Source organism: Pectobacterium sp. F1-1 (genome assembly GCF_025643735.1).
Lineage (GTDB): Bacteria > Pseudomonadota > Gammaproteobacteria > Enterobacterales > Enterobacteriaceae > Pectobacterium > Pectobacterium colocasium.
In genome coordinates this window covers 813,101-838,882 of the sequence record NZ_CP104733.1, presented here as the reverse complement: position 1 = coordinate 838,882, position 25,782 = coordinate 813,101, and the positions used below count along the sequence as shown (strand labels likewise).

Below are 25,782 nucleotides of genomic sequence, written 5' to 3'. Positions count from 1 at the left end.
CCCTTACCCTATCCGTTTGACCATAACGTGCGTGATTAACATACCAACCGAGACGCTACACAAGGCGTAAACCAGTACCATCGTGCCTACCGGATCGGAGAACAAGAAGCTGAAATCCTCCGGTGATTTCATATACAGATAGGCCAAACAGCCGGGAAACAGCGCGGCGACAATCTTGGCGGATGCCCGCGCCTCGGACGTCTTGGATTGCACTTTGAGTTGCAGCTCGCGACGTTCACGCAGCGTGGCAGACAGACGCTCCAGCGTTTCGCCCAGTCGTCCACCGGCTTCCTGATTGATGATCAGAATCACCACGAAAAAGCGATACTCAGACATCGGCACCCGCGTGGCCGAGGCCTGAATCACCTGACGCAACGGAATACCGAGCCGCAGCCAGTGATCGATCGTCTTGAATTCATTTGCCAGCGGCCCGGCCAGGTGTTCAGCGACAATCGCAAACGTATTCGCAACGGGCACACCGGCACGACAGCTGCGGGTAATGGCATCAATCGCTTCCGGCAGGCTCTCGCGCAGTGCTTTCAGGTGCTTCTGCAACGTCGAACGGAACAGCAGCAAGCCGATACTGATAAACAGCAGAAGCGTAAATACCAGCCCCATCGTGAGCGGCAGCAGCGTACGCTGTCCCAGAATCATGCCGAGGATCAGGCAGACTGCCGCCAGCGCCAGAGAACGCTGAAGCAGGTTCTTTTTCCAGCCGATGAACGTCATCTGCGCCCAGAGGATCGCCAGCCAGCGCCCAATGACAGGAATGCCCATCAGCGGCGTTTTGATCTCGTCACGCAGAATGGACTCAGACGCCACCACCGTCGCCGACGGGCTAACCTCGTTCAAAATCTGCTGCCAGCGCTGTTCACGCTGCGTGCGCTGCTGCCGCGATTTTCGCAAGGCGTTAACCGCCAGAAGCAGCATCAGCACGCTGCAAAACACCAGCAGCGTAATCAGGTTCAGACGTGCGTCACTCATCGGCGCCTCCTTCGTCCGTCACGGCGCATCAAACAGATGCGATTTATCGCTGTAGAACTGCGGACGCTGGATGTGCTGCACATATTCCCCCGTCAACAAACCCTGTCCGTCCATCCCCTGAATGTTGAAGCTGAACAGATCCTGAAGCTGGATGACTTCGTTCTCCATGCCACACACTTCGGTGATGGAGATCACGCGACGCATACCGTCGCGCATACGTTCGATCTGCACGATCAGGTGAACCGCGCTGGCGATCTGACGGCGGATCGCCATCAGCGGCAGCTGCATGTTCGCCATCATCACCATGTTTTCCAGACGCTGTATCGCATCACGCGAGGTATTGGCGTGCACCGTACACAGCGATCCGTCGTGGCCCGTGTTCATCGCCTGCAACATGTCAAAGCTCTCGCCTCCGCGCACCTCCCCCAGAATGATACGGTCAGGGCGCATACGCAGAGCGTTACGCATCAGATCGCGCTGATCGACGCGGCCGGTGCCTTCGGCGCTGACAGGACGGGTTTCCAGCCTGACCACATGTTCCTGTTGCAATTGCAGCTCGGCGGCATCTTCGATGGTGATGATGCGGTCGGTACTGCCGATCTTCTGCGACAGCGCATTCAGCAAGGTGGTTTTCCCCGCGCCCGTTCCGCCGGAAACAATGACGTTGACGCGCGCCTGCATCGCTTTGTTCAGGACGTCCGCCATCGCGTAGGACATGCAGCGGCGCTCTGCCAGCATTTCCAGCGACAGGTTGCGGCGCATAAATTTACGGATCGAGATCGTGGTGCCGTCGATCGCCAAGGGATACGTGATGACGTTGACGCGGCTACCGTCCGGCAGACGGGCATCCACCATCGGGCTGGCTTCGTCGATACGGCGCCCGACTGCGGCAGCAATGCGCTGCGCGGTGTTAAAGACATGTTCTTCATCAATGAAGGTAATCGGCGACAGCTCCAGTTTGCCGAAACGCTCGACAAACACCTGACCGGCACCGTTGACCAAAATATCGTTGACCGTGTCATCCGACAGCAGCGGCTGGATCGGCCCGATCCCGGTCATTTCATCCAGCATTTCGGCGGCGATGGCTTCCTCTTCCTGCCGGGAAAGCTGCAAGCGCTGCTCATCACAGATGCGGCGGATCACCGTTTCGATCTGCACCAGCAGCTTGTCACGCCCCATCATCGCCGCTTTACCTGCGTCGATCTGATCGTAGAGCTGTGCGCGGATAATCCGGCGCTGGCTGGTTCGATTATCCGTCTGGCGGGCAGCCGGAGCGGCGCCCGAAGCCCCATTCGCCGCAGGCTGTGTGCGGTTCTCCGCAGCCGGACGCGTTTTCAGTTCTGCCACGTTGGCAGCAGGCGCAGGCTGAGGCGTGCTTTTTCCTGCTTCGCTTTTTTGCAGGTTATTCTTGCGAATCAACATAATCCTGAACCTCAAAAAACAGTCCGTAACCCTAAAATAGTCCGTTCATCTTTGAAAAACGACGAACGCTGAACATCATCACGCGCGTTTTAACCAACGCGAGAACCAGCGTTTTTCCGCCGGTCTGGCGCGCACGCCGCAGGCCAAATCGACCAACTGGCGCAAGCCCTGCTGGAAAGCAGGCGCCGCAGCCAGATTCAGCGCGCCGAGCGTCAGGCTCTGCGACAGCGCGTGACCCGCATTCGGCAGCACGACATCAATCTTCCGGCCGGTAAACTGTTCAAACTGATCGCGACTGAGCGGCGCGGCGGTGGCAAAGCGGCTCTGGTTATGCACCAGCAACAGGCGTTGCCCTTCGCTTTCATCACCGATCTCATTCAGCACACGCCGTACATTGCGGGCATCCTGAAGCGTCAACTCCGTCACAATAATGCGCAGATCCGCGTAAGTCAGCACGTCCAGCGCCCCAGTCGGGTAGCTGCTGGGCAGATCCCAGATCACCTGATTGAACATGCGACACAGCGCGCCACCGAGGTTCAGCACGTTATCCACCTCAACCGGACTCAACTCACCCAACTCTGGCTTCTGCGCCAGCAGGTGCAGGCGGGTATCCACGCGCAGCATGGCGCGCTGTAATAGTCGGGTATCCAGTTCTTGCGTCTCCAGCACGGCAGCCAGCCCCGCGTCATCGGTTTGCCCTTGCAGCAGCAGTTGGTCGCCGTTACGGCGGTCGAAATCCACCAGCGCGACGGGCAAATGACGCTCGCCGGACAGCAGGCGGCTTAGCCCCATCGCCACGGTACTTGCTCCACTGCCGCCGCTGGCGCCGACAACCGCAATCGTCCTGCCCATGCGGGCATATTCCGGCCCAGCCTGTTGGCCTTCACACTTCGCCAACGTTGCCGCCAGCAGATCCAGCGTGAACGGCTTCACCAGATAGTCCACCACGCCAGCCTGAAGCAGCGCGCGGTATAAGCCGACATCCTGCTCTTTGCCGATAGCAATCACCTGGCTGGTGGGGCCGCAGACGCTCAGCAGCTCTTCCAGCGCGGGAAGCGGCCAGTGCTCTGCCTCCAGATCCACCAGTAAAATACGTGGCGGGACGTTCAGTTCGCACCATTGACGAGCGGCAGTAATACCACCGGACATCACCGGAACATCGGGCTGTTTCAGGCGGGTGAAGAGATCGCTGATATCGGCCACATCGCGCGCGTCATTGGCAAACGCCACCAGCGGTAGCGCCAGTTCTTCACCATCGTTAGGGGTAATTTCACTCATGGAATGTCACGCCCTTAATCTTCTTCAAAGTTAATGTCGATGAGCTCTTTCACTTCACCTGAGTGATAGCGTTCGATGCTATTGACCGCCGCGACGCCATCCGCATCGTCCAGCGCTTTCGCCTGAATCAGATCGCGTGGTTCAGCTACCATCATCGCCAGATTGTTTTGCGTGGCGCAGCCGAGAGAACCAATGGCTTCATAAGGCTTCACCATCAGTTGATTAGGGTCATTGATCGTGCAGCGGGTGGTTTTGACCACCAGCGCTTCGGAGATCACTTCCAGATCGCCGTTCTGACCACTCGCGGTAGAGCGGCGCATCTGTTTCACGTTCTGTGGATTCGCGCCGGCATTTTTCAGCACGGTCGCCAATCGCCCGGCCATCTGCTCACCGCTCGCACTGTGCGGAATCAGCGTCAGCGTCTGTGCCGATAACCGCCCCTGATCCTTCAACATGATATTGAGCTGCTTCAGAGACTCAGGCAGGAACCCTCGTCCGTTTGGCGCGGCCAATAACGGCACGGACACCGATGAAGGCTGGACGGCGATGGGTTGAAGCCCCGGTTGATCAAAACGAGCCATACGTACATCGTTAATCGGCTTATTCCATCCGCATCCTGCAAGCAGAAAAACGGCGGTAAGCATCGCTACGCGCAGGTGCAGCGGGCGGAACGGAGGCTGATTGTTGTTAATCGTGGTCATATTCATTGCCCCTCGTGGACTTAGTAGAGATAGCCGACAGATGCAGAGCGCGGCATGGAGGCATCCAGCATTTTCACGCCTTGCCCCGGCGTCTGGAGATCGCCCGCATTAACTGGCTCAACCACATAGGCGGTCGCGATAATCACCAGTTCCGTTTCTTCCTGGCTGGTGGCTTCGCTTTCAAACAGGCGACCAAACATCGGGACGCTACTGAGCCCCGGCACGCCGTTGATCGTCTGGCTACCCGCACTACGCAGCATCCCAGCCAGCGCAAAGCTCTGTCCGCTAGCCAGCTCTACCGTGGTATCCGCACGACGTACCGTTAAGGCAGGAATGCGCGATCCGCCTTCCAGCTGTACGGAACCCACATCCGTGAGTTCGCTGACTTCCGGCGCAATGTGCAGGCTGATGCGATTGGCAGACAGCAGCGTCGGCGTCATACGCAGAATCACGCCGTAGGATTTGTAATCGATGCTGACGCTGTTATTGGTGACCAGGACGATCGGCACTTCGCCACCCGCGGCAAACGCCGCCGTTTCCCCGGACATCGCCGTCAGATTAGGTTCAGCCAATACCGTTGCCATGCCCTGTTGATTCATGGCGGTTAATAATCCACTCAATCTGGAGCGTCCGAAGTTCAGGAAACCCGCATCCGTTGGGTTAGAAAACCGTCCGGTCGTGGCATTAAACAAGTTCAGACGCGATCCGCTGCCCGCGCTCATGTTGCCGCTACCGGTGCTCAACGATGCCGCCCAGTTGAAGCCCAGTTCACTGGTCAGCTTGCGAGAGACTTCCACAACACGCACCTGAATATTGATTTGCGAAGGCGTTTTGATTTTGAGCTGATTGATCACCTTGCCGGACGTTTCGCTGGAACCCGGCAATTTCTCGCCACCGCCTCCACCGCCGCCTTGACCACCACCGGAAGATGCACTGATGTAAGCTTGTATGCTGTCGATGACGCGCTTGGCATCCTGCGGGGTATCAACGCTACCGCGTACAATCACACCGCTCGGAATCGAGGCTTCCAGTTGGATATCCGCACCGGGGAATTCACGCTTCATGCGTTCACCCAGCGCTTTCAAATCATGCTCGGACACCAGGCGAATCGCGTTGATGACATTGCCATTTTCATCCATCGCATAGAGCGTGGTAGTGCCGACGCTTTTGGCGTAGACAAACAGATTACCCGGTGAAGGCAGTTCAAAACTGGCGATATTAGGATCGGCCACCAGCACGCTGTCCGGCAGCGCATTGAGATGTAACAATCGTCCCTGATTCACGGTCAAACGCACTTCATCCGTGACAGGGGCAACAGAGACGCCAGCAGCCAGCGTAGCCACAGGCAACATCATCGTCGTCAGCGTGACAGGCAATACCGCATTAAAGAGGCTAGCGGTCAGCAACCGTTTGCACGTCCCGAAAGTCCGATTTCAAAAACAGCGAAAACATCGTCATTTACTTAATTTCCGTAATGGGCTTCATTTTTCCATGAGCAACTCGCGGCTCCCCGCAGGCTGTCAGATGGCGTACTCGTCTTATCGGGAGGGGAACGTCACCACGTCTTTTTGCTCAGCGCGATAGATTTTCACTTTGCGTTCACCAGATCCTGCTGATAGCACCCCGTAGATATCGGTCGCGCGCGGAACCGTGGTCACATGGGGTCGCCCTGTCGCGGGATCGACCTCATCATCCAAATCGGCACTGCGTAGCGCCAAATGCAGAATGCCCAGTTCTTTGGCAACGGCGAGTTCTTCAGCCTGCTGAGGCGTCACTTCCAGCGTAACGGTTTGGTAGGTGGCAGGACGGGAGCGCACGGCGGGCTCACGGCTTTTAGCCGTGGCATCAAGCGCCGCGCCATCTTCCATCGCATCCAAACGTGGGTATACCGGCGTACCGGTTCTGTCATTCAGCGCCAATACGCGTAAATCGCGAACGATGGTTTGTGACGCCAACAGTGGCATCACGACAGGCTGGTTACGGCTTGCGGGTAGCTCAGACTGATCGTCTCGCCTCATGCTGAGGATCACATCAACACGATCGCCAGCCGACACTAGTCCGGCATTGCTCGCGATAGCGCTTGTAGGAACGGAGATAGCCCGCATCCCTTTACGCAACACAGCGGCGACAAAGCCCGGCTCATTTGGCTTAACCAATACATTACTGGTCAGCGGCGCACCTTCCGCCACGGTTTCACGCAGCGTTGCGCCCAGCAGCAGAGACTGGCTGTCTTTGCCACGAACAAAGTTAAATGATCGGGAAACCGATTGATCTGTCTCCTGCCAGCGCAGTGAGGCAGGATCAATGAAATCACCAGGATGAAGATCTCTCGCAGCCACCAGAACAGCCGTTTTTTCCGGCGCTTTCACCACTACAGGAGGTGGCGGAGGGGGTTCCGAAGAGAGATGGCTACGTACCACCAGCGCAACAATGCCTGCCAGAACGAGCGCGCCTGACAGTACGTATGTAGAGTTCACTTTCATTTCAACTTGCCTACCCTAGCGTGTGTGTCTTAAAGCTGCGACAGAATTAAAACAAGGGAAAAATCAGGACATACATCGCACCGAACGCAATGGCGACGCCGTAAGGTATGCCTTGAGAAAGATCGGCGGGCAATGCAGGTGGCATAGGCAACCGACTCTTGAATATCCGGTTGGTGGTTTGAATGCCCATCGCCACCGCTGTGGGTACAGTATTCAGCAGCGGCAGGCTAAGCGCCAAAACACCGCCAGCCAGCGCCGTTACCATGACGAAAACGATCTGGTGCCCCTGCCCAACCCACAGGCACAGCACGCTCATCAGCTTCACATCCCCTGCACCTAGTCTGCCGGTGAGGAAAAGCAAAAACCCCACAACCAGTACTGCCGCCGCGCCAGGCAACGCCCAAAGCGTTTTCCGTAGTGCCAACATATCTACCGCACCGGATTGCAGGACGTGTGAAGCGCTGAAGAACAGCCAGCCCAGCAATAAAATCAGCACCACCCGATTGGTAATTTTGCGTACTAACAGGTCGGTACTGATACACCACAGCAGGCAGCCCATCAGCAGCGCCGTCTGCGGCCAGTGCGTGTAATCCGCCATTACGTGATTATTTCGCTGCGCCGGAGGTACCGCCGCTGGTGCCCGTGCCGGTAATCTGATCGGCGATTTGGGTGAATTTCTCATTCAGCGCTTTCACGAAGATACCGTCGCCGCCGAAAATAGCGCCAATTGCTGCCGCCATTGCCGCCGCAAGAATGCCGTATTCGATCGCCGTTACACCGCTCTCGTCACGCAGGAAAGAACGCAGTTTTGCTTTCATATTTTTCATGGGAAGACCCTCTAATCGCAGCCAAAGAAATCATGGCCTACTCGGGAATTCGGGGGAGCCATGATGATAATAAAATTAATAATGAGACTTATTATCAAGCGCCGCAAGCAGCAGAACATTAATATTCGTTAATCTTTTCATACAAAAAATTATCAATAAAAATCAATTATTAACATGATTTTCGTTACAGGAAAAATTAATAAATATTCATGTTTTTTGCAGGGATATTCATAAAAATTGAGAAAGGCGAGTGATGGTAAACGGGGAAAAATCACCCGTCATGCGCCTGTTCATCGTACGAAAAAACGCATTAACAGCGATTAAGGCACAGATAGACGTTCAAACCCGGTTCAGAGGAGTCCAGATACAGTTTGCCGCCGTGCAGATCGGTAATCGCCTGAACCAGAGACAACCCCAACCCATAGCCGGACTGAAACCAGGGATCCAACCGCTGAAAACGCTGTAGCGCCTTAGCATGAAGCGCAGGCGGAATACCCGGACCACGGTCAGCAACGCTCAGCGCGATCCAGCCGCGATACAGCGTCACGCTCAAGGTGATGTATTTCCCCTGCGCCGCGTATTTCAGCGCGTTCTCCACCAGATTGGCCAGCGCCTGAAACAGTAGCGCCCGGTCGCCAAAAAGCTGGATACCGGCTTTGATTTCAATCTTCAAGCGACAGCCGCGTTCTTCCGCCAGCGGCTGATAATACTCGGCAATTTCTTCCAACAGTTGGCGTGCCTCAATATTCTCAAACTGGTGCACGCAGCGTCCGCTTTCGATTTCGCCGATGCGCATCACGGTACGGAACAGCCCGAGAATTTTGTGCACCTCATCCACCGCCAGATTCAACTCATCACGAACGTCGTTATCCAGCACTGCCCGCTCCGTCAGATTGAACAACCGGTTTTGCAGATGCGTCAACGGCGTACGCAGTTCATGCGCGACGTGACTTGAGGTATTACGCACCTGCTCCATCAGGCGCTCAATCCGTTCCAGATTCTGATTAATGTCAGCGCTCAGGCTGTCAAAATCATCGTCATAAGGCGACAGTGGCATACGCACCTGCTGCTCGCCGCTGCTGTAGCGATGCAGCGCCGCACGGATTTTCTCCACGCTGCGTAAACTGCGTAAGCTGAAATGGCGGCTGACGAACAGGCAGAAAAGCAGCACGATAAACAGTCCTGCCCCCGCCACCAGCGGGATCGTCCTCACCCGTTCTAACATGGGCCGAATGTTATAGGCGGTAAACAGCACGCCCCCATCATCCAGCATGACGGACAAACCGATCAGATTGGGATCGTCAGGACTGGAAATTTCGGCCTTAAGGCAGCTGACATCCATCCGGCAGTCAGTGTGCTGTCGAATTTCCAGAGGATGCATGGTGAGAGGAAGTGCCTGTAGAGAAGACGTTTTTAGAGGATGCGTTCGTAGAGGATGATTATGATACAGAATATCACCGTCTTTATTCATCACCAGAAACAGCGGTAATTCATCCCCTTTCGCCCGATTATCCTGGCGTAATTGTGCGATCAGGCTATCGGCGTTGGTTAAACGCGACTGCATCGAGTAATCGTAAATATTACCCAGAATAACTTCACGGACATGCGTTCTAATCAACGTTTCACTGAGTGAACTGAAGCCGACAATACACATCAGCATCATCAATAAGAACAGAAAAACAATGGTTATTGCCTGACGAAAATTAGAGGTGCATAAAAAGCCGGGATATTGGCTTGCCCCCAGTAATTGCCAGTGTTTTATTTTTACCTGCCATCGCTGCCCCAGCTTCTTTATTTTTATTTTATTCAGCGTGGCTGCCAACATCGGTTTTGTCCTTATCTACCGTGCCTAATGCGTAGCCCATCGCTCTTAACGTTTTAATTAATGGACGCGGAAAGCCTTTATCAATTTTCGCCCGCAGCTTTGACATATGAACGTCGATCAAATTGGTCTGTGGATCAAAATTGTAGCCCCATACACGCTCTAACAGCATGGTGCGCGTAATCGCCTGACCTGGATTCTCCATCAATATAATCAGTAACTTGATTTCTTTATCGGTCAAATCGATACGCTTGCCGCCGCGCCATGCAACGCGTTGCATACGGTCAAGTTGCAGGTCTTCAAAAGTCAGCATGGAAGGGTTATCCGCATGGCGTTTACCGCGCCGCGCCATAATATCCAGACGTAACCTAAGCTCATTAAAATTAAAAGGCTTGCCGAGATAATCTTCTGCACCGAGCTCTAAACCCATCACCCGATCGACATCACGATCCAGCGCCGAGAGCAACATAATAGGCGGATGACGTGAGCCTTGTAATTCACGTAATACCGTAAATCCATCCATGATGGGTAACATTCTGTCCAAGAGAACGACATCATAAACTTCATCCTTGATTGCTTTTAATGCGTGTGCGCCATCATGCACCATTCGGCAAGAATGGCCGTGGGAATGTAATTTAGACCCCAGCCAATGGCACAGCACAGAATCATCATCAACCACTAATACACGCATAAATTTCCCCTATAAACGTGGCTTATTACCTAATTAATTCAGGGTTAATGTCCGTTTATTTTTTATCAGATCCTTCAAACAGCCATTCACCCCACACGGTGTTGATACCGTGCAGGCCGTTTTCTACTTCTATACTCGTCATACTTCAAGTTGCATGTACGTTGGCTGCGTTCACTCACCCGAATCACTTACTTATGTAAGCTCATCGGGATTCCTTCTCTTGCCGCCTTCCTGAAACTTGAATTATTTAGAGTATAAACTTGCTATTTATGGCTTTTCTGCCTCTAAGAAAAGTCCTACAGATAATAACAATCATTATCATTTAGTGACAAGCAGTTTACAATCACCTGACGTTGTTCTTGAAACAGGCGCATAAAAAACATCCCCATCGCTTACGCCATGGGGATGTTGAGGAAGGAAAAAGAAGAGAAAGAAATCAACGTGGTAACAAGGATCGCCTCACCGCGTCTTACTCATTTTCGATCAAGAGCGCTTCCATAAGATCGAGATCGCGTAGCATTTTTTGCAACGTTTCATTGCTGATCTGCTGCGTGGCACGCAAGTGGTACAGTTCTGCACGTTCAGAATTCAGCGCGGTCAGACGAAAACGCCGCTCCAGATTCTCAATCAGCAGGCCATTTTCAGGATCGTCTTTATCGATTAGCCGCCGGCGCAGATTACCGATAACGCGTGCGCTGACTTCTTTCAGCACCTGCTCATCAATGTTTTCCTCACGATCGGCCGCCAGACGCTCCTCCATTTTGTGCATACTTTTAATCGCGACTTCTGCCACCGCCATACGCGCCATGCGAATTTCTTTAGCGTGCGCCGCCTTGTCCGCCACCACCACACCGCGTAGCAAAAACGGCAAGGCCAGCACCCCACACAACAGAGAAAACAAAATGACGCCCGTGGCGATAAACACCAGCTGATAGCGCGAGGGAAACGCCGTGCCGTCCGTCAGCAGCAGCGGAATAGATAGCACACCCGCCAGCGTAATCGCTCCGCGTACACCAGCAAAGGACGCGATCCACAACTCGCGCGTAGAAAACTCGGCGAAGATCATCGGGCGCTTTTTCTGGATGTGCATGCTGTATCTTTTCATCACCCACAGCCAGCAGAAACGCAGCAGCAACAGAGCACCATAGATGATCGCGATATCGGTAAACAGCATCCAGGTTTCAACCGTCGGGTCCAGCTCCGCCTGGGTCACAGAGGTTTCCAGAATATCCGGCAATTGCAGGCCCAGCATGATAAACACCATGCCGTTAAACACGAATTCCAGCATCGACCACACGCCGTTTGCTCGCAACCGCATCGCAAGGGGGGCACTACGGATGACGCCCGACTGGCCGATGGTCATCCCTGCCGCCACCGCCGCCAGAATGCCCGACACGCCAATGTGTTCCGCAATCAGATACGATGCGAAAGGCAACAGCAGCAGCAGCACGATTTGCGTCGCGGCATCATCACCGCTCCAGCGGCTGATAACACGCAGCGATTTACCAAATATCCAGGTCACGCCAACGCCCGCCAACAGCCCACCCAGCGCAACCTGCATGAACTCCAGCGTCGCACCGGAAACCGTAAACACCATCGTACCCATCGCAATCGCGACAGCAAATTTTAGCGACACCAGGCCGGACGCATCGTTCATCAACGCTTCGCCCTGCAAAATGCCCATCAGTTTTTTCGGAATACGATCTTCACCCACAATGCCAGACAGCGCGACAGCATCCGTTGGTGACAGCACGGCGGCCAGCGCGAAAGCCGCAATCAGCGGCATGCCCGGCACCATCCAGTAGATGAAATAGCCGATGCCCACCACAGTAATCAGCACCAGAACCAGCGCCAGACCAATAATTTCCCGACCGTGCCGCAGAAACTCACGCGTCGGCGTTTTCCAGCCGTCGGCAAACAGCAGCGGCGGAATGAAGAGCACCATAAACAGCTCAGGATTGAAATCAACGTGCAAACCGAACTGGGGCCAGGCAAGAATGGCACCAAGCGCAATTTGCATTAAAGGTAGGGGAATTTGAAAAGGTAAAATGCGGGTAATCACCCCGGACAGAGATACCACCAGGGTCAAAATAAGAATCGTAAAAAATATTTCCATGCTTTCCTTAGATGTACTCCTAAGTCAAAAAATTCTGCCTGTTAGCGAGCAAACTGCCCTTCCATATTTAACGCATTTAGTCCGGTATGAAAATGGATTTCTGGCCGAAATCGGAATTAATAACAACATTGATTATCACACAAGTAACATCAACCCAAAGCCAATAAAAGGGCACATAAAATCGTGTTTGGCGTGAGAAATGATAAGGAAGAGAAAAAGGAAGGAAAAACGAGGAATCACAGACCTTCTGGACGGCGCCAGAAGGTCTGTTGGAAGGGATTACAGCGCCCAGCCGCCTGCGTAGAACACCACCAGTGCGACAGCGATAATGACGGTGCCGATGTTCAACTTACGCCATTCGCCAGCACAAATGCGACCTAATACCAGCGCGCCAAAGCCCAGCATGATACCGGTCACGATGTTACAGGTCAGTACGATGAATACGGCACAAACCAGACCGGACATCGCATCCACGAAGTCATCAAAGTTCAGTTTGGAGACGTTGCCCAACATCAGCAGACCAACGTACATCAGCGCAGGTGCGGTGGCATAGCCAGGCACCAGATACGCTAATGGAGAGACAAACAGCAGCAGCAGGAACAGCACACCCACGACGGTTGCCGTTAAGCCCGTTTTACCACCAGCCGCCGTACCCGCCGCCGATTCGATGTAGACCGCCGCAGGCGACGTCCCGACCAGGCTGGAGAAAATGCTGCTCACGGAGTCTGCGGTCAGCGCTTTACCACCGTTGATAATTTGCCCGTCTTTATCCAGCAGGTTCGCCTGTCCGGCTACGGCACGGATCGTACCAGTGGCATCGAACACGGCAGTCATCACCAGCGCCAGCACGCTCGGCAGAACCATCGGCTGCAATGCACCCATGATATCCAGACTGAAGATCAGCGACGAACCGTCAGCCGCCGTCAGGCTTGGCAACGCAAAGAAGCCAGCATATTTTACCTTCGGGTCAAAAATCAGCCCCAGAATAGAGATCGCGATGATAACCAGCAGAATACCACCCGGTACGCGACGCTTCTCTAAACCAATGGTCGCCGCCAGCCCCAGCAGAGACATAATGACGGGAAAAGAGGTGAAATCACCCAGCGCGACTGGCAGGCCATCAATCGGGTTTTTTACCACCAGACCCACACCGTTAGCGGCAATAATCAGCAGGAACAGGCCAATACCAATCCCCGTTCCGTGCGCCACGCCCATCGGCAGATTACGTAAGATCCAGGAACGGATGCCTGTGACGGAAATGATGGTAAACAGCACGCCCATCAGGAAGATCGCTCCCAGCGCCACGGGAATACTGATTTGTTGCCCCAGCACCAGACTGAACGCGGTAAATGCCGTCAGTGAAATCGCACAGCCAATCGCCATCGGCAGATTAGCCCACAACCCCATCAGCAGCGATCCCAGCCCGGCGACCAGACAGGTTGCCACAAACACGGCCGCAGGCGGGAAGCCGGCCTTGCCCAGCATACTCGGCACCACAATCACCGAGTAAACCATCGCCAGAAACGTCGTCAGACCCGCTAATACTTCCTGACGCACATTACTGCCGCGCTGTGTAATTTTGAAAAAAGCATCAAGCGTGCCCTGCGAGCCAGCCTGACGAGTGGTGTTTGACATGGTGGTATCCCCTGAAATGCCATTATTATTTACGATCAATTTGACCGGTTCCTGCGGCCTTGCTCCGCGAATACACCAACATCGCTGGCGCATCATGAACCGTATATACCCGTCATTCTTCAAGCTGCACGTGCGTTGGCTGCGTTCAGTCACCCGAATCACTTACTCAAGTAAGCTCATCGGGACTCCCTCTCTTGCCGCCTTCCTGCAACTCGAATTATTTAGCAACTGTCTTGAACAACATTTTTTCATGGGGTAGCTCGATGAAAATCGTTGTCCCAAGCCTGACCCGTTTTGAGCATCGCGTTCAGAATAGTCAGAAGTTTACGCATACACGCGACAAGCGCGACTTTTTTCGGCTTACCCGCGTTCACAAGGCGGGTATAAAAATCTTTAATCACCGGATTAAAACGTGTGGCAACAAGCGCGGCCATATACAACACGCTACGTATGCTGGCTCTTCCGCCAAATATTGTCCGTTTGCCGCGCATTTTCCCAGAGTCCCGGTTTAAAGGGGCAACGCCTACCAGCGCACTTATCTGCCGACGGGAAAGTGTCCCCAGTTCGGGCAACTCAGCCAGAAGGGTAGAGATGGTGGTCGTCCCAACGCCTTTGACGCTGCCAAGTAAATCAGAAAGCGCTTTGAAATGGCTTTGAACATGTTTGTTCATGTCGTGGTCAATTCGAGCGAGTTCGTGTTTCAGGGCATTAATGATCGTCTTTATGCTCTTGCGGGACTGAGGGTGAGCCGAAGCAAGTCGGTTATTCTCTGCCACAAGCATGGTAACGAGTTGACGTCGCCGCGTGACGAGAGCGGCCAGAGCCTGACGTTGAATATCTGGCAGGGGTTGAATGAAACGTTCACGCTCAGGATGTCGGTCAATGACCTCAGCCATTTGCGCTAATACTTTGGCGTCAATGCGGTCGGTTTTAGCCAGATATCCCATGGCGCGAGCGAAGTCTCTTGCCTGGCGGGGATTGATAACGACGACCTCAAAACCAGCAGCTTGTAACGAACAAGCCAGTGGAGCTTCGAGTCCGCCGGTGGCCTCCATGAGGATAAGAGAAACTGAATGTTTTGCCAGTTCAGCCTGAATAGCGTCAAAGCCATCGAGGTCATTACTGGCGGAAAAGGGCGGCAATGCAGAACCCATAGCGATATCGAGGGAGGCTTTGGAAACATCAATACCGATGTGAAGTAAATCTGGCAGACTCATTTTTACCCCTCCTTGCAAATACGAAATGAGGTCAAACAACTGTTCGGGTTTCAGATGAGTGGCGCGGTTCATGCGCAATGCGCTAAATAACGGGCTTAGAAACCCCAGAGTAAAACAGGCTACATGAACCGTGCCAAACTTACATTGTCAATAATATCTAAACTTCAAGATACAAGGGTATAGCTCCGCACGCAAACGATTAACTCGCTGAATGCAAAACCAGAAAACGTTGTCTTATCAAGACATTGATGTATAGAAACGTTGCTATATCAAGACACTGCTGTATCAAAACAGACTGTATTAAAACAAGCTGGATAAAGGCTGTCTGGCAATGTGAAACGCGTGATTATCCCGCTTCACCCGCGCTTATTTCAACTGCTAATCGAGACAATTTACCTATCTCACTTAATCTGTCCGATAAGGCAGCGCTCGGCCAGTACGGGCCGCGTTCAAGCAGGCAATTCGCTGAAAACGCGTCAGTATGAAGAAAAAGCAGAAAAGGTTTTTAGACGAAAATCAAAACAGCGGTTTATTCCTCACAAACTGATCGTTCATTTTTTTGTGATTCTCATCACAAAAAAGTTGACCACTCGTATCAGTGCGAGTATTCTTAAAAACGTGAACAGCATCACAGAAAAACAATCAACTAACAATGAGGAAATGACCATGAAACTGCTGAACAAAATCATCGCTATGTTTGAAAACATCAACATCAACTTTGGTACTTTCAACCAATAATTATTTAAGAATCGTGGGGATAAAAAAGATGCGCGTTGTCCGCAAAATCAATCAAATATTAAAAGCGTTGGGCAAAACCTATCGCGGTGTTAACCCCCACGCTATCTTCCGTTAATCGTACTTAAGTACGTTAACCACCCTAAAATGGCTGCCATCTGGTAGCCATTTTTTGGTTTTACACGATGCGTAACTGGCTCTGCTCACCATACCGTGATAGCGCAGAAGCGCCATCCGATATCACACGTGTTTATGCCATCAGGCGTAGAGCGAGACTTCCCCGGCCGGTCGCGTTTTAAAACGACGATGCAGCCAGAGATACTGCTCAGGCGCCCGCATGATTTCCTTCTCAACCACCTTATTCATATAACACGCCGCAGCCTGTTCATCGTGATAAGGATAATCCTGCAATTCGGGCTGAATCACCAGTTGATAGCCAGAAGCATCGGGCTTGCGAATCAGCACTGTCGTCATCATCGCCGGTTTTGCCAGACGGCTTATCGTATACGTGCCGCTGGTCGTCGCCGCATTTTTCACCGCAAAGAACGGGGCAAACACGCTGCCTTTAGGGCCATAGTCCTGATCGGGTGCGAACCATACCGCTTCACCACGTTTCAGCGCTTGCACCATGCCACGCAGATCTTTACGGTCGATCATTGCCTTGTTCGAACGAGAACGCCCCCAGGTTTGTACCATTTCCATCGCTTTATTATTGTGCGGACGGTACATCGCCATCATTGGTCGACATAGCCCCATCGCCCTGCCGCCCAGTTCCAACGACATAAAGTGAATACCAATCACCATTACGCCCTGACCTTTTGCCGTGGCGTGGTGTAAATGTTCCAGTCCCGAAACATCAAACCAGTGACGTACACGGCGATCGGACCAGAACCAGGCCATGCCGGTTTCGACCAATGCCATACCGAGCGAAGCAAAGTTGCTATCGATCATCGCTTCTCTTTCGTCGCCAGAGATCGTAGGGAAGCACAATTCAAGGTTGCGTCTGGCAATCGACACCCGACGTTTGAGAAAAACGCGGGACAGGCGACCCGCATTGCTCCCGATTTTCATCAGCAGCGGGTAAGGAAGTTGAACTAATAAAAACAGCACGCCAAGGCCGAACCAAGTCGTCCAATAGCGCGGGTGGAGTAATGCCCTGGTAAATGTTTGCTTAATTTTCATGATACTCGTCTTTAAGTGATTAACAGCGTACCGCATAAAGAGTCGTTCTTATCGCGCTACATCTATCATGACACTTATTTATAGGAATCGTTTTAGCTGTGTGAAAAACTGCTTCTGACCGTTATCACGCATGAGGTTAAAAAGCAGGATAAACATGCTGATAACACAGAGGGGATGTTGAGCAATCGATGAGCAGTTGACGGCATCGGCATCATACCCGATTCACTCTTAATAAAGGAGTGGTCAGACAAGAAATATTCGCAATATCACGTAGTCTAACGCTAACATCTTGGTATATGTCAAAAAAGCGCTTAACGTCCTGACGCGAAGAACAGGCCGATGACAAGTAACAATATAATCAAGGGCTTGATGCAAAATGACTTTTTCTCTCTCTCACCGCCTCACTGCGCTCGCAGCGCTTATCGCGGGAATCCCTGCTTTGGCGTTGGCTACAACGCTTGCAGATAGCACTTTCTCTCATAAAGACTGGGAAGTGGTCTGTGATAACACGCTGACGTGCCGGGCCGCCGGTTACTCGTCAGAAGAACAGTACGCAGGAGAAGAGAAGGATGTTCCTGGCGTCTCACTGCTTCTTACACGTCATGCCGGGCAAAATACGCCAATAACGGCCGAAGTCACACTGGCTGAGGTATACAACGCGATCCCTAAAGGCACCACACTTACGTTGACGCTTAACGGCGCGGATAAAGGTGTGCTCACCTCAACCGGAGACAATCTCTGGCAGCTCAATGAGAAGCAAATTGCCGTCGTATTACAGGCCCTGAAAGGAAGCGGAAAAGTGGCTTTTCGTCACAATGGCGTCGTTTCTGAACTGTCTGGTGTTGGTGCCTATGCGGTGCTGTTAAAGATGGATGAGAAACAAGGTCGTATCGGCACAACGGACGCCATCACCAAAAAAGGAAATAAAAGTAGTGCGTTATCTGCCATCACAGCCCCCGTCATCTACGCCGCAGTCACGAAGCAGGAACCATCACGGAGTCTGACAGACGCAGAACAGCTGGCTATCCAGCCCAAATTGCTTAAAACGCTCAATGATGATTGCGATAGATTGCAACCGCAAGATGGTCAACAAGCGGAACCCATTGAGCTTACCCCCCTGAATGACAACCTGTCCCTGCTCAGCACCCTTTGCTGGCGCGCAGCGTATAACGAAGGCTACGCCTACTGGGTCATCGATAACGCCATGCAGACGCAACCGCAGCTCGTGACGACAGATGGCACAGATTACGAAAACGGTGAAATTACCTCTGTGCATAAGGGACGTGGACTTGCGGACTGCATGAGCTATGACGCCTGGACATGGGATGGCAAAACATTCCAGCAAAGCAGTGTATCAACCACTGGTTCATGCCGCATGATCCAACTGGGTGGCACCTGGGATTTACCTAGCTGGACAACAACCGTGGTGAAACCGGGTAAATGACGGAAATTGAGGTCACTCGCTGACCTCAAATTCACTCATGGGAAAAGCTGTCGAGGAAGACTAAAAACGCGCCTGCCTTAACTAAACAGAATCAGTCCAGCAGCGTTGTTCCATAGGAATTATCAATGGTGCAAAGCCAGTTCCCATCAGCGTCTTTCCTGAAAACATAAGTCGCTCGCCGGGTCGTTGTGACAATATTCCCTTTGTCATCTGGGTAATGAAGAACGGTTTCCATGATAACTAAAGCGTCTCCACCACCTTCAATGACCTGCATATTGCCTTGTTCAACAATAAGTTGATTTTTAAAATAATCGGCAATAGCGACAAACGCTTTTCTTATCTCCTCTTTACCTCTCGCAACCATGCCTGGCTTGATAACAAGTGCGGCATCCTCGGCGTAATAATTCATCAGAGCATCAAAATTTCGCTCAGAAATTGCTTTATCACAGGCCTCAATAATTTCGCATATCGGATGTGGTTTCATAAGCATGGCCTCTGTGAAATGGCGTAAAAACCCAATAAGGAATAACACACAACCCTATGATAATAGAGATGTTATTCATAATAATCTCTTGTATTCAGATTACGAGAAAATTCTGCTTATGAATGCTCTGCTTTTTTCGAGGATTACTTTATACGCACATTCTATACACTCTGATGTATACATTTTGATAGACGAGTTTTTTCCTAACCGATCGAAAAATAAAGCAAGATATTGATATTAATGAATTTAATGTACTTAAGTAGATACAGAGAGGGGAATAATTGGAGCGAGTGAAGGGAATAGAATAAAACACATAAGACCATGTAATTATTACAATTTAATGTATTAAAAAAGTACTTTACTCATATTTCTATACACATCTATTTCTTCTTTCTCACCGCACTGCTACTGAAATTCGGCTGTAGTTTAATGTCTTGCTGCAACCGAGCAATCTGTTTGCTTACAAGACAAAAACAGACAGTCTACTCGCGTACTCTTGACACCAGAGTACGCGAGTAGACACCAGTAGACGTCATCCATCTTTGTGTTTAAACTATAACCAAGTCTCTTCACTCCATGAGGGCAGAATATGATTACACATTCGCCGCACACTATCGCCAACAGAACCGAGCGTATCGGGCGTTTTTCTGTACCCGGCGTTTTGGGTGATTTTGAAGTGAGAAGCATGAAAAACCGTAAAGAACGGCAAGTACTTATGGTGCTACGTTCAGACTGGGAAAATACGCCAACTTATTCAAAAGTGAAGCCAGTTGTTGAGGTGACCATTGAAAAAAATGGGCAGACGATCCCTGTTAATCAAGCTTCTCTTTGGCATGACTTGAAAAATTTGAATGTAAATTTCTCTCAACGCGCGTTGGAGTCCTTTTTTACTCAGTCGAGCCACATGCATCAATGTCGCCAAATTTGATAGCTGAACACGATAAAACCTTATACTGGCCGGATTCTATCGATATGGATTCCGGTCATTTTGTTTGGTTGCAATTTACCAGCAAGAGTGGCAGACATTACCGTGCTTTGCTTGAAGATTACCACAATGAAATGGCAATACTTTATGTTAAGGATGAACTATCCGACGAACATATAGCCAGTTATGTATTATCTTTCGAGTTAACGCCACCGCTTGATTTGGGTACCCGCATTCCTCAAGTTGAGTCGGCCTACGTTGATGCTGACTATCAGTTAGGCGGTGTATCAACAGCTGTATATAAAACGATTATCGAGCACTATGGCGCTGTGATTAGTGATACACACCAAACAGAAGCAGGAATGCTACTTTGGTTATTCGGTATCCCTAAGGAAAGTAGCCTTGAGATCACCCTCCTAACCGTAGTCGATGGCAAACTGGAATTTAAAACCAACGCAACTGGTGCAAGATACGTGTACCAAGGTGATATCCAGGCAATGCAGGCTGTAGCCGATACCATTTGGGGCAATCCTGATAATGTAGAATTATCCGACCCCATAAGTTTGGGCTTTCATCCCACATGGCATGATCGAAGCGATCACGTTCTTATCGCCACAAAGATAGATACTTAGTCGGCATTTATGGTTTTTTTAGCAAAAAAAACAGCTTTCCATTCACCCACCCCAAATAAACACTCACACGACAAAATCGGCGCTACACCGCACCCGCCTGCGGTTTTCGGATCATAAAAATTTTTCAGTTTTCTTTTTCTACAAACCAACCCGCCAGCCCGCGCCGTTGCTGGGCTTGTGCGTTCCGGTGCCAACTGAAATCATTGAAAGAAATTTCAGCTTTTTTCAGTTTTGCCGTTTTTGTCGGTTTTGAAACCCGCAAAAAATTACGCTATCTCTTTGAATTTAAAGACTCGGTATTATTTTATGTGGCGTGGTGAAAAAAATCAGGTAGGAAAATGAACGTGCCACCGTTCCGGCAATCCCTTGCCGGACGTGGCTTACAGACGAGTAGTGATGTTGGCATAACTGAAAAAATGAGAACGGCCAATACGGCGTTACGCGTTTTATTTTTCCCCGACTTTACGCCGCACCACAACCAGAGAATTTTCCGGTTCGTCCACAGCTTCGGCCTTTTTGTCGTCCTCCTGCGCCTGGTTCAGCATGTCGATCATGTCTTTGCGCTTCTCCGGGGCGATCCCGTCTATCACGCCTTTAATAATATGCCCGTGGGTTTTGGCGCTGGGGCTGAGGGTATGTGAGAACGTCATATTCATCACGAACGTATGCCCGCATTCCACATCCGCACAGGCGCAGTAAATATCTGAGATATGCGGGTGCTTACGGTGAGTTTTCTTCACCGTGGCCACTGTGCCGCATTCCGGGCAGTAAACACGCATTATCCTCATGTCGCTCACTCCTTCCATTCTGTTAACCCCGCCCGCCAGAAATAAAGCCCTAACGGACGGCCATTCTTATGGTGTTTCTCTTCTCTGCGCGTGGATACAGCGGTTACAGTGGTTACACGATTGATATAAAAGGATTTTTACTGTAACCACGCCGTTTTCACTACTGGTGACAGCGGTTACAGGTCGTATTTTGTAACCACTGTCACCACAGGCTATTTATTCATGGTGACAACACCAGCCCTTGTCCTGCCTGCTTGTCACCGCTGTAACCTCTGTATCCTCAGAAAAATAAGATACGTGCGAGAGTCTTAACCCAATACGCTGCTATTAAACTGGTACACCCATTTGACGCCTATTTCTGGCAGGCGGATGTTTTTCTGTGTGCGGCTGCTGCCTTCTGCCACATCCAGATAACCCGCTCTGACGCAAAGCTGTGCCACCTTCTTGGCGTCGAACCCCTTACAGATTTCTTTCCAGCCAGATGACAGCACGTAAAACGTGGTGGCGGCATCCTCGGTGTTGCTGCCTTTGACCACCTGCCGGAACCCTACCAGATTGGCCGGACGGCTGTACTCGTTGTGCCAGTCGGCAAAGCGGCTGAACTGGTTACGGGTGATGAAGTCTTTCACCTGCTCCAGCGCGGCGGCTTCCTCCTGATTGGCGACATGGCCACGGTCTACCATCCACGCATCCAGACAGACTTTTGCCGCCCGTAGCGCTTCCCCCGCAGGCCAGCCGGTTATCCCCGCTTCGGTGGCCAGCTCGCCCGCCATCGCTACCAGTGCAAAGCGCGTGACCGCCCGCCCCACCTGGTTGCCCGCCTCCGCTGGGGTTAACTCGCGGGTGTAGGTTTTCAGCAGCGCTTTGGCTTTGGCCGTCATGCCGGATAAATCCGCCGTGAGGTGGCGCAACCACTCGCGGAACGCCGCGCCGTGGTATTCCGTCAACGCCTGTTCTAAATGCTCGGCCAGCGTCTTGCCACCGGAAAAGCCGTGCAACTCTTCAAACACGCCGTACTTACCCGAATCGCTGGGGATTTGCACCATGCGCACTTCCACACCGGCATAAGTGCGTTCTCCGGCATTGGCGGCATGTTCAACCAGTGACAATTCGCCCGTAGAGAGAAACAGCAGGCACCAACGATTGGTTTCCCTCACGCTGCCGTCAGTCCTGGCTCTAGCCTTACCCTGGCCGTTAGCCAGCATGTAGGCGATATTTCCCGCCTCCCGTCCGTCTACCTCACGGATCTCATCGAGCATCAGTGTGGCATCATTGCGACGGCTGGCCGTCCCTTCCAGCGCATTGCCAGTTGACCGCCAGGTGTGCCAAAAATCCGAACCGCCGCACACCGACGCCGCCACCTTCATGGTGGTAGTCTTGCCGTCCGTCGATTCCCCTTTCAGGTGATAGCCGCAGCCCCCGACGCCAACCAGCTTGAGCAACGGCGCGGCAAAGGCCAGACTGACGGAAAACGCCACGCGGGCATTACCGACGCAATAGCGTGACACCTGATCGCGCCAGTCGGCCAACGTGCCCGCTGTGCGAAAATCCCGCCCCTGTACGCTGGACGTTTGCAGAATGACCGATTCCGCCCCCTCGCCTATCACCTCATCCTGAAGCACGTATACCGAACCGTGCCAGCCGGTTTTACTGACGCACGTCACCTTACGGTCAGGCTTGCACAGGGAAAGGTATTCCATCAGGTGCGCCCGCGCCTGACCGTTGGTATTGATGTACGACAGGCCATTAACCAGCAGAACGCGGCGCAACTCTTCCCCGCTGCCGCCTAACAACTCCATCGGCATCGCCCATTTGCGACTGATGCCGTTGGTGTCTTCCCATTCCAGCAAACGGCCATAGTTGCTGCTGTCCATGTCGCAGGTAATAGCCGTCACCCGCACCGGGCTGCACAGCTTGATATTGCGGATTTCCGTATCGCCGTCAGACTTGTTCACCAGTTTGTCAAACCACAGGTATTCTTTGGTCAGCCGGAAACCTTGCGGCAAGCGGGTTTTGCCCTTGCCAAACAAAATCATTTCTTCGCGCAACGCTTCTTTGGTGCGCTCCTGGCCATGCTCCTGCCTGAAGTCATCCCAATCCGCTTTATGCCGCGTCGGCGGCAACGTTACCCAGCCGTCTACCGCTTTGGCGGCTTTCTCCGCCCACTGTTTCCCCGTGTTCTCCTTGCCGTCGTCAAAGTCGTTATCGCCAGCAATCACCAGTCGCACATCCGGCCAGCGCTGCCGGAACGCCTGCGCCACATTCGGCAAGTTACTGGCAGCAACAGCCGCCACCGTGACGCCCTCGGTCACTGCCGCCACCGTCAGCGCGGTAGCGTAACCCTCGGTGATAGTCACCTGCTCCGGTGCCTCACTCGGCAGCGGTTGCAGAGCAATAAAACTGCCCGCCAGGGTGGAATATGCCAGCAGCCGTTTATCCCCCAATGGGCTGATTAGCTGCGCCCCCGTTATCTGGCCGTCAACGTCAGTCAGCGGCAGCAACAGCGAACTGGCAGGAAACACCACGCCACCGCTCTGTTTCTCCTGACGAGTCAGGGGCAAGCCCTGCCCCGTTAAGCCTTTATTGGTCAGATAGGCGCTTTCGCCGGTTTCACAAGTCGCCCGTAGTGTGCGATAGCTGGTACTGAACTGGCGGCGCTTTTCGGCGTCGTCGGCTTCTTTCCTGGCGGGCGGTGTTGTTGGGTGTTGCACTTGTGGTAAGCCCAGAACGGACGCCACCGCATCGGCAGCGGTTTTGTTGTCGTCGCCGCTAACCAGTTGCACCAGATCCAGCCCGTCACCGTTGCCACACTGCGAACAAAACCACGTCCCGCGCCCGTCCTTATCATCAAAGCGGAAACGGTCTGTACCGCCGCATTTCGGGCAGGCACCGTGCCTGCCATTGGCCGGAACCGTAATCCCCAGCGCCGGTAATATCTGCACCCAGCGGTTGTTTGCCGCCTTCACGGTCTCGGAGAGTTTGGGTTTAGTCATTGCGCCGTGCCTCCCGTCGTCAGCGTTTCTACCACGGCACCGGGCGGCAGTTCGCCATCCGTCGCACCACTGGCTATCTCTGCATACATGGCCAACAGGCAGCGGTAGCCATACGCTGACAGGCGTACCGCCTCACGCATAAAGCCCGGTTCGAGCATTTCATACAGCGCCTGCGCCGCCATCGCTTGCCCCATTGCACAGCCGAACTGGTCGATATAGGGCGCTTCAATGTGGGAAATGATGTTAATCGCCACCTTGTCGGCGGTCAGCGGAATACGGCTACCGTTCAGTACATACACCGCCTGGCCGTGCTGGGTTGTCATTGCTTCCAGAAAAGCGTTGGCGATGTAATGGCGCAAAAGCGCCATTTTGAAAGCCGGTGAGGTCGGCAGGTTAATTGCGCTCATGGTTCACCCCTCCGGCAAAGAATTCACTGGTTTCTACCGCGCCGTTAAGCTGGTCACGAACACATTCAAAAATAGCGGCCAGGCCGTCTGAATTAAGCGGCTTACCAGGGTGAACGGCATGGTGGCGTAACAACTCGGCCATGCACTCGGTGGCCTGTAAAGCGCGATTTATACGCTCTTCGCCATTCTGCGTGTAGCCGCAAGGAAACTGAGCATTAGTCATGATCACTCTCCGCTACCGGCTGGTGAAAGGTGCGGTGCAAGCAGTCCAGCCGCTCCGACAAAACAAAGATCAGCACCTCTTTCGCCTAGGGCTGATCCAGTTCAACCAGCGCATACGCCAGCGCCCGGCATTGGTCGATGATTTCTTCGAGATCCAATGGCGTGTTATCAAACATGACGCGCCCCCTCAACTGGAAGACGGCCAGCAAAAGCGAGCACATAGTCACGCGCCAGCAGACGGCGGGCGCTGCGTTCATTGGGGGCAATAACGGTTTCACGGTGCGGAACGGCGTGAACATCAGCACGGCGCACGGCAAGAAATAAAAAGACAAATTCGGGGCGAGTTTGAATAGGGGTAGCAGCCATAGCGGCAGACTCCTGTAACTGGGTGAATGTCCCACCACCGGAGTTCCTACACTCAGGGTGGTGAGCTGGACGGGGGTAGGAATACCGGCGTTACAGGAAACCGGCCAGCCCGAAAGCTGCCCCGCCCAGCCCACCATTGATTCTGAATGGCTAAAAGCCACTTTTACTAGGTGTGCAAAAGCTTCGACAATAAAAAAGACGCATGGCGCGTCTGATGTCGCCTGTAAACATATCGGGTTCCTACGCCCGGTTGCCGATTTTGCGGCAACGCGAAAACTATACCCCGCGTATTCTGGCGACAGCAAGCAATTTTTATCCGAATCCCCGTGATTGACCGGGTGTGTTATCGCGTACATAGTGTTTCCTGCTCAGTGACGAGCCATGACGTTAGATGACAAGGGAGTGTTACCCGGTGCCTGCCGCACCGG

The 25,782-nt window shown here is 52.7% G+C and carries 23 protein-coding genes and 3 pseudogenes; 4 read left to right on the top strand and 22 right to left on the bottom strand.

Translation table 11 applies throughout. The features are described 5' to 3' along the window. Positions 1-3 precede the first annotated feature (3 nt). The 13 genes and pseudogenes from NAL19_RS03745 to NAL19_RS03685 all read right to left on the bottom strand — a co-directional run bounded on the left by NAL19_RS03745 (position 4) and on the right by NAL19_RS03685 (position 15,176). Positions 4-984: a type II secretion system F family protein gene (locus NAL19_RS03745; RefSeq protein ID WP_263058788.1), complete on the bottom strand. Its 981-nt coding sequence runs from the start codon at positions 982-984 to the stop codon at positions 4-6. An 18-nt stretch (positions 985-1,002) separates the two neighbouring features. Then, complete coding sequence (locus NAL19_RS03740; RefSeq protein WP_263058787.1) at positions 1,003-2,406, bottom strand: CpaF family protein; 1,404 nt, start codon at positions 2,404-2,406, stop codon at positions 1,003-1,005. Between the two features lie 78 nt (positions 2,407-2,484). Next, the gene (locus NAL19_RS03735; RefSeq protein ID WP_263058786.1) at positions 2,485-3,684 is read right to left on the bottom strand and encodes a CpaE family protein; all 1,200 of its coding nucleotides are present in this window, start codon (positions 3,682-3,684) and stop codon (positions 2,485-2,487) included. Positions 3,685-3,698: 14 nt separating this feature from the next. Then, positions 3,699-4,385 (bottom strand): CpaD family pilus assembly protein, encoded by a 687-nt coding sequence (locus NAL19_RS03730; protein WP_225086958.1) that lies wholly within the window; start codon positions 4,383-4,385, stop codon positions 3,699-3,701. A gap of 20 nt (positions 4,386-4,405) precedes the next feature. Then, positions 4,406-5,843, bottom strand: a pseudogene (locus NAL19_RS03725) (type II and III secretion system protein family protein). Positions 5,844-5,923: 80 nt separating this feature from the next. After that, positions 5,924-6,868 carry a Flp pilus assembly protein CpaB gene (gene cpaB / locus NAL19_RS03720; protein ID WP_225086956.1) on the bottom strand — a complete coding sequence of 315 codons (945 nt, stop codon included), beginning with the start codon at positions 6,866-6,868 and terminating at the stop codon, positions 5,924-5,926. 46 nt (positions 6,869-6,914) lie between these two features. Next, positions 6,915-7,466: a prepilin peptidase gene (locus NAL19_RS03715; protein WP_225086955.1), complete on the bottom strand. Its 552-nt coding sequence runs from the start codon at positions 7,464-7,466 to the stop codon at positions 6,915-6,917. 7 nt (positions 7,467-7,473) lie between these two features. Next, positions 7,474-7,695 carry a Flp family type IVb pilin gene (locus NAL19_RS03710; RefSeq protein WP_010295686.1) on the bottom strand — a complete coding sequence of 74 codons (222 nt, stop codon included), beginning with the start codon at positions 7,693-7,695 and terminating at the stop codon, positions 7,474-7,476. Positions 7,696-8,005: 310 nt separating this feature from the next. Further along, positions 8,006-9,520 (bottom strand): sensor histidine kinase, encoded by a 1,515-nt coding sequence (locus tag NAL19_RS03705; protein WP_263058784.1) that lies wholly within the window; start codon positions 9,518-9,520, stop codon positions 8,006-8,008. Further along, complete coding sequence (locus tag NAL19_RS03700; protein WP_225086953.1) at positions 9,498-10,208, bottom strand: response regulator transcription factor; 711 nt, start codon at positions 10,206-10,208, stop codon at positions 9,498-9,500. Before NAL19_RS03700 ends, NAL19_RS03705 begins: the two co-directional genes overlap by 23 nt. Before the next feature lie 469 nt (positions 10,209-10,677). Then, positions 10,678-12,324 carry a Na+/H+ antiporter gene (locus NAL19_RS03695; RefSeq protein ID WP_225086952.1) on the bottom strand — a complete coding sequence of 549 codons (1,647 nt, stop codon included), beginning with the start codon at positions 12,322-12,324 and terminating at the stop codon, positions 10,678-10,680. A gap of 279 nt (positions 12,325-12,603) precedes the next feature. After that, entirely contained in the window at positions 12,604-13,959 is a 1,356-nt protein-coding gene (locus tag NAL19_RS03690; RefSeq protein ID WP_225086951.1) for an NCS2 family permease, read from the bottom strand. Between the two features lie 248 nt (positions 13,960-14,207). Continuing rightward, positions 14,208-15,176, bottom strand: coding sequence for an IS110 family transposase (locus NAL19_RS03685; RefSeq protein WP_225086736.1), 969 nt, complete (start codon positions 15,174-15,176; stop codon positions 14,208-14,210). 333 nt (positions 15,177-15,509) lie between these two features. Between NAL19_RS03685 and NAL19_RS03680 the strand changes: the two genes are divergently transcribed. Then, the gene (locus NAL19_RS03680; protein ID WP_263058783.1) at positions 15,510-15,914 is read left to right on the top strand and encodes a hypothetical protein; all 405 of its coding nucleotides are present in this window, start codon (positions 15,510-15,512) and stop codon (positions 15,912-15,914) included. Positions 15,915-16,169: 255 nt separating this feature from the next. Here the strand turns inward: NAL19_RS03680 and lpxP are convergent, their stop codons facing one another. Next, positions 16,170-17,093 carry a kdo(2)-lipid IV(A) palmitoleoyltransferase gene (lpxP, locus tag NAL19_RS03675; RefSeq protein ID WP_263058782.1) on the bottom strand — a complete coding sequence of 308 codons (924 nt, stop codon included), beginning with the start codon at positions 17,091-17,093 and terminating at the stop codon, positions 16,170-16,172. 376 nt (positions 17,094-17,469) lie between these two features. Here lpxP and NAL19_RS03670 point away from each other — a divergent pair, with 376 nt between their 5' ends. Then, on the top strand, positions 17,470-18,537 hold the full coding sequence (locus tag NAL19_RS03670; RefSeq protein WP_263058781.1) for a DUF1176 domain-containing protein: 1,068 nt from the start codon (positions 17,470-17,472) through the stop codon (positions 18,535-18,537). Between the two features lie 91 nt (positions 18,538-18,628). Here NAL19_RS03670 and NAL19_RS03665 read toward each other — a convergent pair whose 3' ends face one another. Next, a complete protein-coding gene (locus NAL19_RS03665) occupies positions 18,629-19,021 on the bottom strand; it encodes a YybH family protein (RefSeq protein WP_263058780.1) in 393 nt (130 codons plus the stop codon). Positions 19,022-19,610: 589 nt separating this feature from the next. Between NAL19_RS03665 and NAL19_RS03660 the strand changes: the two genes are divergently transcribed. Together NAL19_RS03660 and NAL19_RS03655 are read left to right on the top strand one after the other, a co-directional pair. Beyond that, positions 19,611-19,949 carry a hypothetical protein gene (locus tag NAL19_RS03660; protein ID WP_225086946.1) on the top strand — a complete coding sequence of 113 codons (339 nt, stop codon included), beginning with the start codon at positions 19,611-19,613 and terminating at the stop codon, positions 19,947-19,949. A 44-nt stretch (positions 19,950-19,993) separates the two neighbouring features. Next, entirely contained in the window at positions 19,994-20,578 is a 585-nt protein-coding gene (locus NAL19_RS03655; protein ID WP_225086945.1) for a hypothetical protein, read from the top strand. 446 nt (positions 20,579-21,024) lie between these two features. On the opposite strand, the gene NAL19_RS03650 is transcribed toward NAL19_RS03655, so the two are convergent. From NAL19_RS03650 to NAL19_RS03625, 7 genes and pseudogenes are all read right to left on the bottom strand, one after another. Beyond that, positions 21,025-21,366 (bottom strand): ogr/Delta-like zinc finger family protein, encoded by a 342-nt coding sequence (locus NAL19_RS03650; RefSeq protein WP_225086944.1) that lies wholly within the window; start codon positions 21,364-21,366, stop codon positions 21,025-21,027. Positions 21,367-21,674: 308 nt separating this feature from the next. Further along, positions 21,675-24,359, bottom strand: coding sequence for a DUF927 domain-containing protein (locus NAL19_RS03645; protein WP_263058779.1), 2,685 nt, complete (start codon positions 24,357-24,359; stop codon positions 21,675-21,677). After that, on the bottom strand, positions 24,356-24,766 hold the full coding sequence (locus tag NAL19_RS03640; protein ID WP_225086942.1) for a hypothetical protein: 411 nt from the start codon (positions 24,764-24,766) through the stop codon (positions 24,356-24,358). Before NAL19_RS03640 ends, NAL19_RS03645 begins: the two co-directional genes overlap by 4 nt. Further along, entirely contained in the window at positions 24,753-24,989 is a 237-nt protein-coding gene (locus tag NAL19_RS03635; RefSeq protein ID WP_119881682.1) for a hypothetical protein, read from the bottom strand. Before NAL19_RS03635 ends, NAL19_RS03640 begins: the two co-directional genes overlap by 14 nt. Next, positions 24,982-25,164 (bottom strand): annotated as a pseudogene (locus NAL19_RS21665) (hypothetical protein). The gene NAL19_RS03635 and the pseudogene NAL19_RS21665 overlap by 8 nt, the downstream one beginning before the upstream one ends. Beyond that, entirely contained in the window at positions 25,157-25,354 is a 198-nt protein-coding gene (locus NAL19_RS03630; protein ID WP_039471240.1) for a host cell division inhibitor Icd-like protein, read from the bottom strand. Before NAL19_RS03630 ends, NAL19_RS21665 begins: the two are co-directional and overlap by 8 nt. A gap of 113 nt (positions 25,355-25,467) precedes the next feature. Further along, positions 25,468-25,710, bottom strand: a pseudogene (locus NAL19_RS03625) (ash family protein); the annotation flags it as partial. Positions 25,711-25,782: the final 72 nt, after the last annotated feature.